The organism is Embleya sp. NPDC025285 (genome assembly GCF_055558835.1).
This window is the reverse complement of sequence record NZ_JBVHLU010000033.1, coordinates 1-15,259: the sequence shown is the minus strand read 5'-3', so window position 1 is coordinate 15,259 and position 15,259 is coordinate 1. Positions and strand designations below refer to the sequence as shown.

Genomic DNA, 15,259 nt, shown 5'->3' with positions numbered 1-15,259 from the left:
GCCCGGGGGTTCCGTGACCGGCGAGGGGCGTGGGCGCGGTGCGCACACACGCTCGGTCGTCGTCGAACAGCCCGTCAGTCGTCGTCGAGCAGGCCCGAGCGGCGGCGCAGCAGCAGGAAGGTGAACGCCATCGCGATCACGAACAGGAGCAGCGAGATCACACACGCGGCGCCCGTGTTGAAGGTGGAGAACCCTTCCTCGTAGACCAGTTGCGGCAGGGTCAGGGTGGTGCCCTGCGGGTAGCCCGGTTCGAAGGACTGGCCGGAGTTGCCGATGATGCCGCTCGCGACCTTCCCGGCCACCATCGCCTGCGTGTAGTACTGCATCGTCTGGATCACGCCGGTGACCACGGCGAACAGCACCACCGGGGTGATCGCCGGCCAGGTCACGTAGCGGAAGCGCTGCCACGGCCCGACGCCGTCCAACTCGGCCGCCTCGTACTGCTCGCGCGGCACGTCCAGCAGCGACGCGGTGAAGATCACCAGCAGCTCGCCGATGCCCCACAGGGCGAGCAGGGTCAACGCCGGCTTGGACCAGTCCGGGTCGTTGAACCAACCCGGTTGCGGCATACCGATGTTGCCGAGCAGGTGGTTGACCGGTCCGGTGCCCGGGTTGAGCAGGAACGCGAAGCCGATCGTGGCGGCCACCGGCGGGGCCAGATAGGGCAGGTAGGACAACGTGCGGAAGAGCCCGCCGCCGCGCTTGAGCCGGATCGCCAACATGCCCAGGCCCAGGCCGAAGATCACCCGCAGGGTGACCATCACCGCAACCAGCCACAGCGTGTTGCGCAACGCCTGCCACAGCGGCGGGTAGTCGTTGAGCACGTAGTTCCAGTTGCGCATGCCCACCCAGACCGGCGCGTTGATCAGGTCGTAGCGGGTGAACGAGTAGTACACGGTCGCGCCGAGCGGATACGCGAAGAAGACCGAGAAGCCGATCAGCCACGGGGACAGGAACGCGAGCGTGCGCAGGTTCCGCCGGCGGCGCTGCCTGCGCAGCGCCGCCGGGACCTTCGCCGCCGCGGGGGCGGTCGTGGTCATCGGATCACTTGACCTGGGCCACGTCGGTGTCGATCTGCTTGTCCAGATCGGCCAGGCTCTTGGTCAGGTCACCACCCTGGCCGGCCTCCCACTTGTAGGCGTACTCGGACAGGGTGACCTGGTACTTGCCGCCGTTGGGGCTGGCCGGCGTGGTGTTGCTGGCGGGGTGCTTGAAGGCGTCGATGAACGGCTTGAAGTGCTCGTCGTTGGCCAGCGGCGACGCGGCCAGCGCGGCGTTGGTGCTGGGCACGTTGTGGATCGCCTGCGAGAAGGCGTTCAGCGCGTCGGTGTCGGTGGTCACGAACTTGACGAACTCCCAGGCGGCGGCCTGGTGGTGGCTGGACTTGGCGATGCCGACGGTGGTCCCGGTGAGGTAGCTGCGGCCGTACTTGTCGGCCTGGTCGTCCGGGACGGGGAACGGCGCGGTGCCGTAGTTCAACTTCGGCGCGTCCTGGGCGATCATCGCGGTGCGCCACTCGCCGTCCATGGTCATCGCGAGCTTGCCGCTCATGAACGGGTTCTCCGCGGAGAACTCCTCGCCGAACGTGGTGCGGAACTTCTCCAGCTTGTCGAATCCGCCCTGGCTTTCCACGAATTGCTTCTGCCAGTTGAAGAACTGCGGGACGACCGGGTCCTTGGACAGGTTCGACTTGCCGTCGGGCGTCTGGTACGTCGGGCCGAACTGGGCCAGCGTGTGCGCGGCGGAGAACTCGTAGGCGTGGAAGGTCGGCACGAAGCTGGCCACCTTGAACGTTCCGTCTCCGTTGAACTGGTTGAGCTTCTTGGCGGTTTCGGTCAGCTCGGTGAACGTCTTCGGCGGCTGGGTGATGCCCGCGGCGGCGAACATGTCCTTGTTGTAGTACAGGCCGTAGGCGTCGGCGAGTAGCGGCAACGCGCAGCGCTTGCCCTGGAATTGGGTGTAGTCCAGCACCGGCTTGGGGAAGGTCGTGGCCACATCGATGCCGGACTTGGCCAGCCACGGCGCCAGATCGGTCCACGAGCCCGACGTACAGAACTGGCCGACGTTGTCGGTGGTGAACGAGGAGACCACGTCCGGGCCCTTGCCGGAGCGGATGCCCTGGGTGATCTTGTCGTCGGTGACGTTGGAGACGATCTTGACCTTGATGTTGGGGTGCTTCACGTTGAACTTGGCGACCAGGTCCTCGACCGCCTTGGTCTCGCTCTCGGCGCTCCAGCCGTGCCAGAAGGTGATGGTGACCTTCTTGTCGGGCGCCTCGTTCGCACCGGTTCCCGAGCCGCCGTCGTCGCCGGCGCACGCGGAGGCCATCAGGGCGAGCGTGGCGGCACACGCGAGGGTCGTGATGGAACGACGGAGCCGTGGGAGTCTGTGCACTGGGTCCTCCTCCGGAGATGGCTGCGGCGCGGCCGGGACGAGCGGCGCCGGGGGCCTTGCGGTGGTACGGCGGAGCCTGGTCTGCTGGCGAAGTGCCTTGTGGTGCAGGGGTGTTGCAGTCGAGCCGGGATGCCGGTGGTGCCGGCGGTGTCGGCGACGTCGAAGGTGCCGACGGTGCCGGTGGTACGGGTGGGGGACCGAGAGCCGAGGCGGGGCCGGGGCATCGGTCGGTACACACGCGGGTGCGGCCGCGAGGGTCCGGTCTTGTGGCGCCGTGCGGTGGTCCGGTGGTGTGTGCGTGTGTGTGCTGTGCGTGCTGCGCGTGTGTCAGGTCGTGGTGAAGACGACGTCACGCGCGACGTCGAGCGCCGCGTGTACGGCGCCGGTGAGGACGGGGTTGGCGGGTACGTCGCCGAGCACGACGCGCGGACGCGGGATCGCGAGGCGGTGCAACTCGCCCACCACGCGTGAGCGCAACGCCTCGCCGCCGGCCATCGGGATGGCCCCCGACAACACGACGAGGCCGGGATCGAGCACCGAGACGATCACCGCGAGGCCGACCGCGAGCCGGTTGGCCAGCTCGTCGAGGAAGGCTTCACCGCGCGAGTCGGTGGCGCGCACCGCTCGGGCGACCGCCTGCGGCGCGGTACGACTGCCCACCCCGTAGGCGCGGGCCAGGGACAACACGGCAGGCGCGCCCGCGAGTTGCTGGAAGCCGCCGGTATTGCGGCGGCTGACGTCGTGCGGCAGCGGGGCGCCGGGCATCGGCATGTAGCCGACTTCGCCCGCGCCACCGGTGGAACCCCGGTGCAGTCGACCGCCGAGCACGATCGCGCACCCGATGCCCTCGTCGACCCACAGCAGGACGAAGTCGCCGCCGTCGCGCGCGGATCCGTCCCGCTGCTCGGCGAGCGCGGCCAGGTTGACGTCGTTCTCCACGTCCACCGTCAGGCCGAGTTCCTCGCGGATGGCGTCCAGTACGCCCGGGGTGTGCCAGCCCGCGAGGTGCCGGCCGTAGCGGAACTGTTCGGTGGTCGGGTCGAACGCGCCGGGGATTCCGATCACCACGTGGGCGAGATCGGCGAGGTCCAGGCCGGCGGGCCTGGCCGCGGCGCGCACCGCGTCCCGAATCCGGCCGGGAGTGTCCGCCGCCTCGCGGCGCGGCGTGGGCATTTCGTGCTCACCGACCACACGTCCGGCCAGGTCGGCGATGGCCACCCGGATCCGGGCGGGCGTGACATCCAGGCCCGCGACGTGTCCCGCCGCGGGGTTGATCTCGTACAACTGGGCGCCCGGTCCGCGGCCACCCTCGGTGGTGCCGACCCCGACGACCAGGCCGGCCGCCTCCAGGCGGGAGAGCAGCTGTGAGGCGGTCGGCTTCGACAAGCCGGTCATCGAGCCGATCTGGCCTCGGGAGAGCCGCCCGTGCCGCAAGAGGAGTTCGAGCGCGGCCCGGTCGTTGATGGCCCGCAAGAGGCTCGGCCGCCCGGCCTGCTCCCGCCCGGACGCTCCCGCGCCGCGCTCGGTGCTTCCGGCCATGAGCGGTTCTCCCTCTCGTCACTGTTAGGAAACCTTCCTAAGAGTTGTAGAGGAAATTAGGCCCGCCCTCTCGGCACTGTCAAGGGTTTCCGACAAGGTCGTTACCGGACCGCGTCCACCCGTTCGGCGGACCGTGCGGGCGGACGGCGGGAGGCGCGGGCGCGCGGGTGGACGCCATTGGCGCGTCACCGGCGCGCGTGCGCACGCCATCCGGGCGCACCGCATGGTTAGTCGGGTGATCTCGGGCAACTCTCAGAGTCCGGCGACTTCTCCGAAGCAGCGCACCGCACACACCGCGCCGGGTTCGGGACGAGGTGCACAGACCGCGGGAGGCGGCGTTGGCCGGCAGTACAGCGACGACCGGGCAGTCGAGCGGGGACTCCTACTCGGAGCACCTCGGCCACGTCATCTTCATCACCGCCGCCGCCGCGATGGGCGGGTTCCTCTTCGGCTACGACAGCTCGGTGATCAACGGCGCGGTCGAGGGCATCCGCGGCAAGTTCGAGCCCGGATCCAGCCTGCTCGCCCAGGTGGTCGCCGCCGCGCTGGTGGGCTGTGCGATCGGGGCCGCGGTCGCCGGGCGGATCGCCGACCGGATCGGCCGGATCAGGGTGATGCAGATCGCCGCCGTGCTGTTCGCGGTCAGCGCGGTGGGCTCCGCGCTGCCGTTCGCGCTGTGGGACCTGGCGATGTGGCGCGTGCTCGGCGGGATGGCGATCGGGATGGCGTCGGTGATCGGTCCGGCGTACATCGCCGAGGTCGCGCCACCCGCCTATCGCGGTCGGCTGGGTTCGTTCCAGCAGGCCGCGATCGTCACCGGGATCGCGGTCTCGCAACTGGTCAACTGGGGCATCCTCAACCTCGCCGACGGCGATCAGCGCGGCGAGTTGATCTTCGGTCTGGAGGCGTGGCAGGTGATGCTGGGCGTGATGGTGCTGCCCGCCGTGCTGTACGGCGTGTTCACCTTCGCCATCCCCGAGTCGCCGCGCTTTCTGCTCTCGGTGGGACGCGTGGATCAGGCCAGGAAGGTACTGGCCGAGGTGGAGAGCGACGACGTCGACCTGGACGCGCGCGTCGCGGAGATCACCGAGGCGATGCGCCGCGAGCACAAGTCCACCTTCAAGGACCTGCTGGGCGGCGGCGGGTTCCTGTTCCTGCCGATCGTGTGGGTCGGCATCGGGCTCTCGGTGTTCCAGCAACTGGTCGGCATCAATGTGATCTTCTACTACTCGGCGTCGTTGTGGCAGTCGGTGGGGATCGACCCGAACAGCTCGTTCCTGTACTCGTTCACCACGTCGATCATCAACATCATCGGCACTGTGATCGCGATGTCCCTGGTCGACCGGGTGGGCCGCAAACCGCTCGCGCTGGTCGGCTCGACCGGCATGGCGATCTCGCTCGGCCTGGTCGCGTGGGCGTTCTCGGCGCGGACCGGCGAAGGCAAGAACATCAAGCTCCCGGACACCGAAGGCACCGTCGCGCTGATCGCGGCCCACTCGTTCGTGCTGTTCTTCGCGCTGTCGTGGGGCGTGGTGGTGTGGGTCTTCCTGGGCGAGATGTTCCCGAACCGGATCCGCGCCGCGGCGCTGGGCGTGGCCGCCTCCGCGCAGTGGATCGCCAACTGGGTGATCACCGTGTCGTTCCCGACGCTGTCGGACTGGAACCTGTCGGCGACCTACGTGATGTACGCGTGCTTCGCGGTCCTGTCCATCCCGTTCGTGCTCAAGTTCGTCCCGGAGACGAAGGGCAAGACGCTGGAGGAGATGGGCTGAGCCCGGCGTCGGCGGCCGGGACCGCACAGCGCGCCGGCGGCCGGGACCCGCGAGTCGAGTCCCGGCCGGCGGGGCGGGTCTCAGCCCAGGTCGCGGCAGCGCAGCGCGGTCAGGCCCGCGGCCGGCAGCGCGAGCGCGAGGGCGAGCAGCCACAGGTACGGCGTGGCCGCGACGTCGGCGCCGGGCAGCTTGGGCAGGTGGCCGAAAGGCGACACGTCCAACACCGCCTGGGGCAGTTTCAGCGCGGGGCCGAGCCAGCCGAGCGCGATCACCAGGCCGACCACGCCCCACACCGCCGGGGCGAGCCTGGGCAGTGCGCCGACGACCAGTACGGCGAGCCCGGTCAGCGCCCACACGGCGGGCGCCTGGGCCAGCACGGCGAGCAGGAGGCGGGGCACCTGGCCGGATACGTCGCCGATGGTGATCCCGTACGACAGACCCATCGCGACACCGCCCGCGGCCAGTACCAGAACCGGGCCGAGGTACGCGATCGCCAGGTGCCCGCCCGCCCAGCGCGCGCGGCCGACCGCGCTCGCCGGCAGTGGTTCGGCCCGACCGCTCGTCTCCTCGTCGCGCAGGCGCAGCACCGCGCCGGCGGTGAACACCACGCAGACCAGGCCGAGCATGTCGACCAGCGTGGACAGGAACGCGTCGGTCAGCGCGACGTGACCGCCCATGCGTTGGATCAGGTCCCGGGTCCCGTCGTTGTCGCCGACCAGGTCCTGCGCGCCGTCGGCGATGCCGCCGAACACCGCGCCGGCGACGGCGAAGCCGACCGTCCAGGCGAGCAGGGTGCCGCGTTGCAGCCGCCAGGCCAGGCCGTACGCCCCGGACAACGACGCGGGCGCGTGCGCCGGGCCCGGTCGCGGCGGCACGAAGCCCGCGCCCAGGTCGCGTCGGCCGGCGAGGGTGTAGGCGAGCGCGACGCAGCCGAGCGTGAGGGCGAGCGGGAGGGCCAGCCGAGGTGACGCGGTACATCGAACGCTTCGCGAGCGAATTGGCCGACGCCGGCATGCAGCGGATGGCCGCGCGCGTGTTCGCCGCGCTGCTCGCGGCCGACTCGGCGAGCATGACGTCGGCCGAGCTGGCCGAAGCGCTGCGGATCAGTCCGGCCGCCGTGTCGTCGGCGATCGCCTACCTGTCCCAGGTCCGGATGGTGCACCGCGAGCGCGAGCCCGGTTCCCGGCGGGACCGCTACCGGCTGCACGACGAACTCTGGTACGAGACCTACGGCGAGCGGGACAAGATGTTGTCCCGCTTCGAGATCGTCCTGCGCGAGGGCGCGCAGTCCCTGGGCCCGGATACGCCGGCGGGCGTTCGAGCCCAGGAATCAGCGGACTTCTTCGCCTTCCTGCAAGCGGAGTTCGTGGGGGTCATGGAACGGTGGCGCAACCGGGAGCGGTAGGTGGGGCGGAGCGAATCCGGCCCGGCCGGCGGTCGAGGCCGAGCGGACGGCGGGCCGGCCCGCCCGGTCGTCTCACCGCGTCCCGGGGGTGATCGGCACGTTGGGACACTGCGCGCCCAGCTTCTGGAGCATCGCGAGTTCGGTGGTGTCGACGGCCAGGTCGTACTTGGTCTTCACGGTCACCCAGTCGGTCAGGTACGTACACCGCGCGCCCTCGTACGGCGGCAGCCACGTACCCGGGTCCTGATCGGCCTTCGAACGGTTGTACTTGGCCGTCACCGCGACCAACGCCCGAGGCTGGTCGAGGTCGTTCGCGTATTGCTCGCGCAGCTGCGGCGTCCACGCGGACGCGCCCGAGTCCCACGCCTCCGCGAGCGGCACCATGTGGTCGATGTCCAGGCCGGACCCGCCGTCGACGTAGGCGTCCTCGTAGTAGGAGTACCAACGGCCGCCCGTGAGCGCACACTTGGCGCCGATCTCGGGTGGGGAGACGGCTTCCTCGAGCAGTACTTCGGCGCGTGTCGTACATCCGTCCTTGTCCGCGTCGACCCAGTGCCGGAACGCGGCTCGGTCGTAGCCGGAACGGTCCTCGTCGGCCACCCGCAGGTCCGCGATCGCGTCCCGGAGCGGGATGCCCGCGGCGGCCTCGCTCGTGCCGGTGCTCTCCGCGGGCCCGACCGATGCCGCCGCGCTCGTCGTGGGGGCGAACAGCAGCGCGCCCACGCTCGTCGCCGTCACCAGGAGTGCGGCCGTCCGTCGTCCCATTGTGATTCCCGTGTGCATCATCGCGTCGTCCCAGAGTCGCCGTGACAGGTCCGCTCGTGTTGTAGCGATTCCTGTTGTAGCGATCGGGCGGCCCGCGGCCGGCAACGGCGCGGTTGCACCACTCGAAAGAGTGGTCCCGGGCGGGGCATTCGCCGGTGGCTGATCGTGATGGGTGGGGAATGGCTTCGGTGGCCTCGCCGTCGTCGGAGCGGGCGGGCGGCCGGCGGTCGGAGTCCCGGCTCGATCGTCGTGGTCGAATCGGGGGACGTGGACTACGCCTTGGCCGGTGGCAGTGTGTGCGCCGTCGCTCGGCGGCTCGGCCGCCGGCCGCAGTGGTCACGGGTGGGGTCCGCCTGTGATGCCGTCCAAGACGGTGGTCAGGTTGTGTTTGAAGGTTTCCTCGGGGCTGAGGTGGGCGCCGTCGATGACGAGTCGGGCGACGGTGGGGTACCGGCCCGTTTTCAACATGCGCGTGAGGTAGGGGCCGAGGCCGGCCTGAAAGGCGGCTTCGTCGGTGCCGGTGGAACGGGCGGTGCGTCGCTCGGTGACCTCTCTGCGGATCGCTCCGATGATGAAGCCGTTGAGCGCGCCCAAAGCCCGCTGAAGATCGTCGATGTCGCGCACGGCGGGGGCCTGGCTCAGTGCCGCCGCGGTCGCTTCGCCCACGGCGAGCGCGTGCGGTCCCAAGTGTGGCCTTCCGCCGAGCAGGTCGGAAAACCACTCATGGTCAAGGGCGGCATCGCGGGTCGCGTGGGCGATGGCCAGTACCGTGGCGCGCCACGCGGAGTGCGGGCCGACCTCGGCGATCCGGGCATAGACGACGTCGACCATCAGATCGAGTAGTTCGGATCTGTTGATCACATAGTCGTAGAGCCGCATCGGACCGACACCGAGCTCTTTGGCGATCTTGCGGACCGACAGGCCGTCGAGCCCTTGCGCGTCGGCAAGCCGGATCGCCGTAGTGGCGATCCTCTCGCGGCTCAACGGCACCGGCGCCGCTCGCGGCTGAGGTTCGGGCCGTTCCCAAACGGACAACACTTCACTACCGTACGGTGTATCCATGAATACAGTGTACGGTAAGGGGATGGGAATGCGAATCGCTGTCACCGGTGGCGGCCTTGGCGGCCTGACGCTGGCGCGGATCCTGCATCGGCACGGCATCGACGCGGTGGTGTACGAGCGCGCGGCGAGCCGATCCGCGCGGCCGCAGGGCGGCTCGCTCGACCTGCACCCGGAATCCGGGCAACAGGCCCTGGCCGAGGCGGGTCTCGCCGGCCGGTTCCGGTCGCAGGCGCGGCCGGAGGGCGAGGAACATCGCATCCTCGATCCGAGTGGACGGATCCTGATCCACCATGTGCCGCAACCCGGCTCGTTCTCCGGACGTCCCGAGATCGACCGGAGGGCACTGCGTGATCTTCTGCTCGACTCCCTTCCCGGCGAGACGGTTGTCTGGCGGCGTCGGCTGGTCGCGGCCGCCCCCCGACCCGAGGGAGGCTGGGAACTGACATTCCAAGACGGCCACCGCACCGACTGCGACATCCTCATCGGCGCGGACGGCGCGCGCTCGGTCGTCCGGTCGTTGCTGACCGACACGCAACTGTCCTCCGTGGCCACCCTCGTCGAGCTGAGCATCGAAGACGTCGACCGGCGCCACCCCGATCTCGCCGAGCTGGTCGGCCCCGGCAACCTGTGGTGCGTCGGCGTGAACCGGATCCTGGCAGCGCAACGCCTCGGTGACGGCGGCATACGGGTCGGGATCTCGCTGCGCGCAGACGATCTCCCCATCGACACATTCCGCAGTAAGCGCGCTCTGCTGGACATCTTCGGTGATTGGGACCCACGCCTTACCGCACTCATCGAGGCCGGCGACGGCGCGCCGACGCCGCGCCTGATCGAAACGATGCCCATCGGTACGCGCTGGGCCGGCCGGCAGGGTGTCACCCTCATCGGCGACGCCGCGCATCTCATGCCGCCGGTCGGCGAGGGCGCCAATCAGGCCATGCTCGACGGCGCCGAACTCGCCGGCCGACTCGCCGCCGACCCCGCCGACCCGGACTCGGCGATCCGGACGTACGAGGAGGTGATGTTCGCCCGGATTCACCCGATCGCCGAAATGTCCGCACGAGTCCAGGCGATGATGTTGTCCCCCACCGCGGCGGAGGACATCGTCCGCTTCTTCACGGCCCGGCCGGCCGAACCGGCACCCGCGCACACGCCCCGAGGCTGATCGTCGGGGCAGCCCCAACCGCCGTGAACGCAGCGGATCCCGTGCGTGCGTGCGCGGGTATGTGGCGGGCCGCCGGTCGGATGGTTCCGTGCCGCCCATCCGCTGCCGTGGTGCGGGCGGATCGACAACGGCCCGAACCGCTCGAACGCGAAACGGCGTTGCGGGAACCGGGCAGTGGTCGTCTCGACCCGCATCACCCGGTGGAGGTGTCGGCGTTTCGGTCGGCGCCCGATGCGGTGTCCGGGGATGGCGCCCCGGGGCGCGAGGTCGGCCAGGCGACGTCGTCGACGGTCAGAAACGGCTCGGCGGTCACGGTCGTCGGGGTCAGGCCGGTGAACGCCGCGACATCGCGATGCAGGTGGGACTGATCGGTGTAGCCGCCGTCGGCGGCGACCCGGGCCGCGGTGTCGCCCGCCACCAGGCGGTGGACGGCATGGTCGAAGCGGACCAGCGTTGCGGCACGCTTGGGCGGCATTCCGACCTGCGACCGGAATCGGGTCCACAGGCGCTTGCGGCTCCAGCCCAGTTCAGCCGCCAGTCCGTCGATCCGCACCCGGCCACGGGAGGCCACGATCCGGTGCCAGGCCCGGGCCACTTCCGGATCCACCCGCGACCGCGCCTCGTATCGGCGGGCGATCAGCGCCTCCGTCAACGCGAAGCGGCCTTCCCACGAGGGGACTTCGGCCAACTGTTCGCGAACCCGTGAGGCTTCCCGGCCCCACAGGTCCGCCAAGGTCACCAGCGTGCCGTCCAGGTCGGCGGGGCCGACGTCCAGAACCGTGCGGGCCATCAGCGGAGACAGGCGGACCTGCACGCACGCGACGTGTGCGCCCCAGGCCCGGACCATCCCTCCGCAACCGAACCCGGGTCCGGCGACGACACTTCCCAGATGCCGCCGCCCGGCGCCGTCGTCCACGACGGACGGTGCCGCTCCGAACTCCAGTACCAGCATCACGGCCGGGTGCGGGACCACCCGCAGGCCACCCGCGAGCGGGCCGGGGACGCTGAACCCGGCCATGTCGACACCAGCCATCCGGCTGGGCCGCCGTGGACGTGCCACGTCCCACGCGGCCGGCGCCGCACGCACACCCGAGGAGGACCGCATCGTCACATGCTACGCAGAGCCGGAGGCGGAACATTCCCGCAGTCCACCGGCAGGCCCCGACCGCGCCCACGAGCGGGTAGAGGAGGCCGTCCCGTGGATGGGCGGGAGCGCGGGAGCCTTGCGGCGGCGGGGCTATCGAGGGGTCGCGTGGGGCGTGGTGCCGTTGAGGATGACGTCGATCGTGGTGGTTACGAAGTGGTCGTCGAGGGGGAGGCGGCGGAAGACGAGGTGTAGCCAGGCGGCGCCGGCGATGAGGTCCATGAGGAGCATCGGGTCGGTGTCGGGGGCGAGTTCGCCTCGGGCGACGGCACGTTCGAAGAGGGGTTGTTCGCGGGTCAGGCGGTCGGCGAAGAACTCGCGGGTGTGGTCGGCCAGTTCGGGGCTCTGGGTCACCGCGCCCAGGGTTGCGACGGCGATGTCGGACGTCGGTGGAGTGGTGAGCAGCGCGACGATGCCGTTCATCAGGCCGATCAGGTCGCCTCGGAGGCTGCCGGTGTCGGGTAGGGGGAAGTCGAGCCGACCCGCGCCGGTGAGTGCGGCGCCGAGGAGGGCGCCCTTGGACGGCCACCAGCGGTAGATCGTGGTCTTGTTGACGCCGGAGCGGTCGGCGACGCCTTCGATGGTCAAGCCCTCGTAGCCCTTGGTGGCGAGCAGGTCCAGTGTGGCGTCGAAGATCTCCGGGGACCTGCGCGGACCTGCGGCGCGGGTTGCCGTCGTGCGCTGCTCGTTGCCGTTCATGGCACGAGACTAGCAGCGAATGCAACGCGACGGTGCGTTGCACTTGGTGTTAGCGTGGCCCACATGAACGTGGCCCACATGAAGCCTCACGAGCGCACACCGCCCGCTGTCGTCCCGGACGTCCACCCCGACGGACCCGCCGCGGGGCGGGTGAACCGATGACGGAGGAACGCACCTGGGACGTCGAGGAAGCCCTGGCCGTCGCCCTCGCACCGGACGCCGCGTACGCCGTCGTCGCGGACGTCCGGCGGATGAAGGACTGGAGCCCGGAGGTGATCCGGGTCTGGACGAGGGGGCGCCGCTTCGTCGGCGTCAACCGCAGGGGGCCGTGGGTCTGGTTCACCACGTGTCGGGTCGTGATCGCCGATCCCGGCCGGGAATTCGCGTTCGACGTCACCTCGTTCGGGCTGCCGATCGCGCGCTGGGGCTATCGGTTCGCGGCGGTGGAGGGCGGGACGCTGATCACCGAGTACTGGAGCGACCATCGCCGCACCGGATGGCGCCGCCGGGTCGCCGAGTTGCTCGGATTGGTCTTCACCGGTACGCCGCCCGCACAACGCGCCGCCCGCAACCGCGCGGGCATGCGCACGACCCTGGTACGGCTCCGCGCCGCGTGTGGAGGAGCCCCCTGACCCCGCACCCCGCGGCCCCGCGCGGGGCGTCCCCGGCCCCCGTGCGGTTCGGCAGGCGCAGGGGCGCGGGTGGCGACGAGGCTGTGGCCGCCGGATGCCACCCGGGGATCGGTTCACCCGCACCAGTCGAAGCAGCCGAACCGGTCGAACCCGCGACCCGCCCACCGGCGGAAGGCCCGGTCAGCGCGCGGGCTGTTTCCGTGGGTGATAGAGCGCCCGGCAGCGGTCCGGGTCCGGCGGGGCGTCCGCCGGGATCGCCAGGAAGTGCTCGAGTTGCCAGGTTCGGGTCCGGTCGGCCTGGCGGTTGGTCGTCGTCACCCACGGCGGGTAGACGCGGAAGGCACGTTTGCCGCCGGTTCCGTGCGTGGACAGGATGCCCCGGTCCCGCAGAACGGCCTTGGGGAAGACGAACTGGCCGAAGTGGTCGCCCTGGCGGGTGCCGACCACGACCAACTCGACCGGGTCCTCGGCGGCCAGGGGCTCGATCGGGCCGGCCGCCGAGCGCCGCCACAGCGTGACGAACTGCCCGACCTTGGTCGGTGTGGTCCTGGCGACCCGGAAGCGGACCTCGACGCCGTCGACGGTGAACACGTGGGCGCCGTACTCCGCGTTCTCCGGCTCGGGCACCGGCGCCGAGCACACGAACCCGTTCGGGTCGTAGACCAGGGCCTTCGTCGCGACGAGGTCGGCGGGCAACGAGCCGTCCACCGGCCAGGGGCAATCATCCGGATTCGGGCGCATCGCACCATCCTGCCACCGCCCGCCGACGCCGGCCGCGGCGGGCCGATCGGTGTGCCGCCGGTCAGGGGTGATGCCCGGACGGCGTGCCGGCGACAAGCTGCCGGCGAACGGCGTCCCGGCCGAACGGTGTGATGCCCGGTAGGCCGAACCGCGGCCTACCGGGCATCACAAACGGGGAAGATCGGGTGCGGACTCGCTCAGCAGGCGCCGAGGTCGACCCACACTCCCCACTGCCCGGTGGTCCCGGGAACCTCACCCTGGGCCCACCACTTGGCACGGTAGGTGTGGCCGTTGTACGAGACCACGCTGCCGTTGGTGTAGACCGTGTTCGCGTTCCACGCGGGTGCGGTGCAGCCACCGGGGCCGTTACCGACGGTCAGTGTGTACGTGGTCGAGTGCACGACCGACCCGGTGCCGGTGATGGTGATCGGGTAGGTGCCGGGGGTGGTGCCGGCCGCGACCGTGATGGTCACGGTGGCGGAGGAACCGGACTGCACGGACGTCGGGTTGATGGTCACACCCACGCCGCTCGGGGCCCCGCTCGAGGTGAGGGACACGGTCTGCGCCGCGCCGCTCGTGGTGGCCGTGTTCACCGTCGTGGTGCCCTGGCTGCCGACCTGGATGGTGCCGGCGGCCGGGACGGCCGTGATGGAGAAGTCGGGCCCGGGCGTGGTGCCGCCGACCGCCGTCTTCCAGATGGCGTAGGCGATCCCGTCGGCGTTGCGGTTGAGCACCGTGGCGTCGACGTTGGCGGTGGTGTCACACGCGGAGTGGTAGCAGGAGTCGTACGAGGCTCCGGCCTGGCCGCCCCACTTCGTGGCCTGCGCCGAGGTCTTGGTGGCGCTGGCGCCGGCCGCGTAGCCGGAGGTGGGGATGCCGCCCTGCTGGAAGGAGTAGTCGTCGGATCGGCCCTGGCCCTCGACGTTCTCCTCGGGACGCAGGTTCAGCGTGTCCCAGTACGCCTTCAGCGGTGCGGCGGTGGCGGAGTTGATGTTGTTGATGAAGTAGCCGGCGTTGCGCGAGCCGACCATGTCGAAGTTGTAGTAGCCCTTGATCGCGCTGCGCTGTGTGGCGCTGAGCTGACCGACGTAGAACTGCGAGCCCTGCAGGCCCTGTTCCTCGCCTGCCCACCAGCCGAAGCGCACGTGCTTGGTCAGGCTGGGGTTGGCCTGGGCGAGCGCGAGGGCGTTCTCCAGGAGGGTGGCGGAGCCGGAGCCGTTGTCGTTGATGCCGGGTCCGGCGGAGACGCCGTCCAGGTGGGCGCCGAACATGACGATCGAGTCGGCGGGGCCGCCCGGCCAGTCGGCGATCAGGTTGTTGGCGCGGTAGGTGCACGAGGTGCACGTCTGCTCGGTGACGGTGTAGCCGGCCGCCTGGAGCTTGCCCTTCACGTACGCCAGCGACGCGGTGTAACCGCCGGTGCCCGAGCGGCGGTTGCCGCCGTTCTGCGAGGCGATCGTGCCGAACTGGGACAGGTGCGCCTGCACGTTGGCGACGCTGATGTCCGGCGGGTCGATCGGGTTGGTGGGCCCGCTGGAGACGGTCAGGTTGTACTGCGCGGTGTGCGTGACACTGGTGCCCGTACCCGTCACGGTGATCGCGGTGGTGCTCGACGGTGCCGAGGCGCTCGCCGACAGGGTCAACACCGAGGTGCCACCGGCTTGCACGGTCGCCGGGTTGAACGACGCGGTCACGCCGGACGGCAGCGGACCCGCCGACAGGGTGATGTTCTGCGCCGCGCCCTGGGTCACGCTGGTGGTCACCGTCGTGGTCGCGGTGCCACCGGGCGCCACGCTGCCGCTGGTCGGACTGACCGCGATGGTGAAGTCGGGACCCGGATTCACGTTGCAGGTGGGGTCGTTCGGCTGCGCCGGCAGGCTGACGGCGTCCCACGCGGCCTTGGTCTTGTTGAACAGGGCGCAGGTGGGGTCGAGGGTCTTG

Annotated in this window: 14 protein-coding genes and 1 pseudogene; 5 read left to right on the top strand and 10 right to left on the bottom strand. The window is 70.6% G+C overall.

The annotated features are described in order from the left end of the window. Positions 1 to 74: 74 nt before the first annotated feature. The 3 genes from ACZ4FV_RS22825 to ACZ4FV_RS22815 all read right to left on the bottom strand — a co-directional run bounded on the left by ACZ4FV_RS22825 (position 75) and on the right by ACZ4FV_RS22815 (position 3,933). Positions 75 to 1,040, bottom strand: coding sequence for a carbohydrate ABC transporter permease (locus tag ACZ4FV_RS22825; protein ID WP_465323167.1), 966 nt, complete (start codon positions 1,038 to 1,040; stop codon positions 75 to 77). Between the two features lie 4 nt (positions 1,041 to 1,044). Then, positions 1,045 to 2,328, bottom strand: a complete 1,284-nt coding sequence (locus tag ACZ4FV_RS22820) for an ABC transporter substrate-binding protein (protein WP_465323185.1) — start codon at positions 2,326 to 2,328, stop codon at positions 1,045 to 1,047. 393 nt (positions 2,329 to 2,721) lie between these two features. Beyond that, positions 2,722 to 3,933 (bottom strand): ROK family transcriptional regulator, encoded by a 1,212-nt coding sequence (locus tag ACZ4FV_RS22815; protein WP_395864033.1) that lies wholly within the window; start codon positions 3,931 to 3,933, stop codon positions 2,722 to 2,724. Between the two features lie 338 nt (positions 3,934 to 4,271). On the opposite strand from ACZ4FV_RS22815, the gene ACZ4FV_RS22810 reads away from it, so the two are divergent. Further along, complete coding sequence (locus tag ACZ4FV_RS22810) at positions 4,272 to 5,705, top strand: sugar porter family MFS transporter (RefSeq protein WP_395864035.1); 1,434 nt, start codon at positions 4,272 to 4,274, stop codon at positions 5,703 to 5,705. 80 nt (positions 5,706 to 5,785) lie between these two features. On the opposite strand, the gene ACZ4FV_RS22805 is transcribed toward ACZ4FV_RS22810, so the two are convergent. Continuing rightward, complete coding sequence (locus ACZ4FV_RS22805; protein WP_465323166.1) at positions 5,786 to 6,580, bottom strand: hypothetical protein; 795 nt, start codon at positions 6,578 to 6,580, stop codon at positions 5,786 to 5,788. Between the two features lie 137 nt (positions 6,581 to 6,717). Here ACZ4FV_RS22805 and ACZ4FV_RS22800 point away from each other — a divergent pair, with 137 nt between their 5' ends. Next, positions 6,718 to 7,110 carry a GbsR/MarR family transcriptional regulator gene (locus ACZ4FV_RS22800; RefSeq protein WP_402233297.1) on the top strand — a complete coding sequence of 131 codons (393 nt, stop codon included), beginning with the start codon at positions 6,718 to 6,720 and terminating at the stop codon, positions 7,108 to 7,110. A 72-nt stretch (positions 7,111 to 7,182) separates the two neighbouring features. Here the strand turns inward: ACZ4FV_RS22800 and ACZ4FV_RS22795 are convergent, their stop codons facing one another. Next, positions 7,183 to 7,875 (bottom strand): HNH endonuclease family protein, encoded by a 693-nt coding sequence (locus ACZ4FV_RS22795; protein WP_395864039.1) that lies wholly within the window; start codon positions 7,873 to 7,875, stop codon positions 7,183 to 7,185. 231 nt (positions 7,876 to 8,106) lie between these two features. Between ACZ4FV_RS22795 and ACZ4FV_RS22790 the strand changes: the two are divergent. Continuing rightward, positions 8,107 to 8,196, top strand: a pseudogene (locus ACZ4FV_RS22790) (RraA family protein); the annotation flags it as partial. Between the two features lie 15 nt (positions 8,197 to 8,211). Here ACZ4FV_RS22790 and ACZ4FV_RS22785 read toward each other — a convergent pair. After that, the gene (locus tag ACZ4FV_RS22785) at positions 8,212 to 8,937 is read right to left on the bottom strand and encodes a TetR/AcrR family transcriptional regulator (RefSeq protein ID WP_395864040.1); all 726 of its coding nucleotides are present in this window, start codon (positions 8,935 to 8,937) and stop codon (positions 8,212 to 8,214) included. Positions 8,938 to 8,965: 28 nt separating this feature from the next. Between ACZ4FV_RS22785 and ACZ4FV_RS22780 the strand changes: the two genes are divergently transcribed. After that, positions 8,966 to 10,102, top strand: a complete 1,137-nt coding sequence (locus tag ACZ4FV_RS22780) for an FAD-dependent oxidoreductase (protein WP_465323165.1) — start codon at positions 8,966 to 8,968, stop codon at positions 10,100 to 10,102. Between the two features lie 193 nt (positions 10,103 to 10,295). Here ACZ4FV_RS22780 and ACZ4FV_RS22775 read toward each other — a convergent pair whose 3' ends face one another. Then, positions 10,296 to 11,120, bottom strand: a complete 825-nt coding sequence (locus tag ACZ4FV_RS22775) for a helix-turn-helix domain-containing protein (RefSeq protein WP_395864044.1) — start codon at positions 11,118 to 11,120, stop codon at positions 10,296 to 10,298. Between the two features lie 219 nt (positions 11,121 to 11,339). Next, on the bottom strand, positions 11,340 to 11,945 hold the full coding sequence (locus tag ACZ4FV_RS22770) for a TetR/AcrR family transcriptional regulator (protein WP_465323164.1): 606 nt from the start codon (positions 11,943 to 11,945) through the stop codon (positions 11,340 to 11,342). Positions 11,946 to 12,103: 158 nt separating this feature from the next. On the opposite strand from ACZ4FV_RS22770, the gene ACZ4FV_RS22765 reads away from it, so the two are divergent. After that, positions 12,104 to 12,577, top strand: coding sequence for an SRPBCC family protein (locus ACZ4FV_RS22765; protein ID WP_395864048.1), 474 nt, complete (start codon positions 12,104 to 12,106; stop codon positions 12,575 to 12,577). Between the two features lie 180 nt (positions 12,578 to 12,757). On the opposite strand, the gene ACZ4FV_RS22760 is transcribed toward ACZ4FV_RS22765, so the two are convergent. Both ACZ4FV_RS22760 and ACZ4FV_RS22755 read right to left on the bottom strand, forming a co-directional pair. After that, a complete protein-coding gene (locus tag ACZ4FV_RS22760; protein ID WP_395864049.1) occupies positions 12,758 to 13,318 on the bottom strand; it encodes a MepB family protein in 561 nt (186 codons plus the stop codon). A gap of 197 nt (positions 13,319 to 13,515) precedes the next feature. Continuing rightward, positions 13,516 to 15,259: M28 family peptidase (locus ACZ4FV_RS22755; RefSeq protein ID WP_465323163.1), on the bottom strand; the 1,744-nt coding region annotated here is incomplete at its 5' end.

Coding starts and splice junctions, on each gene's coding strand:
- ACZ4FV_RS22795 (WP_395864039.1), bottom strand. CDS start 7,875: ATGGGACGACGGACGGCCGCACTCCTGGTGACGGCGACGAGCGTGGGC.
- ACZ4FV_RS22825 (WP_465323167.1), bottom strand. CDS start 1,040: ATGACCACGACCGCCCCCGCGGCGGCGAAGGTCCCGGCGGCGCTGCGC.
- ACZ4FV_RS22815 (WP_395864033.1), bottom strand. CDS start 3,933: ATGGCCGGAAGCACCGAGCGCGGCGCGGGAGCGTCCGGGCGGGAGCAG.
- ACZ4FV_RS22760 (WP_395864049.1), bottom strand. CDS start 13,318: ATGCGCCCGAATCCGGATGATTGCCCCTGGCCGGTGGACGGCTCGTTG.
- ACZ4FV_RS22765 (WP_395864048.1), top strand. CDS start 12,104: ATGACGGAGGAACGCACCTGGGACGTCGAGGAAGCCCTGGCCGTCGCC.
- ACZ4FV_RS22770 (WP_465323164.1), bottom strand. CDS start 11,945: ATGAACGGCAACGAGCAGCGCACGACGGCAACCCGCGCCGCAGGTCCG.
- ACZ4FV_RS22800 (WP_402233297.1), top strand. CDS start 6,718: ATGCAGCGGATGGCCGCGCGCGTGTTCGCCGCGCTGCTCGCGGCCGAC.
- ACZ4FV_RS22785 (WP_395864040.1), bottom strand. CDS start 8,937: ATGGATACACCGTACGGTAGTGAAGTGTTGTCCGTTTGGGAACGGCCC.
- ACZ4FV_RS22820 (WP_465323185.1), bottom strand. CDS start 2,328: ATGGCCTCCGCGTGCGCCGGCGACGACGGCGGCTCGGGAACCGGTGCG.
- ACZ4FV_RS22775 (WP_395864044.1), bottom strand. CDS start 11,120: ATGGCCGGGTTCAGCGTCCCCGGCCCGCTCGCGGGTGGCCTGCGGGTG.
- ACZ4FV_RS22780 (WP_465323165.1), top strand. CDS start 8,966: ATGCGAATCGCTGTCACCGGTGGCGGCCTTGGCGGCCTGACGCTGGCG.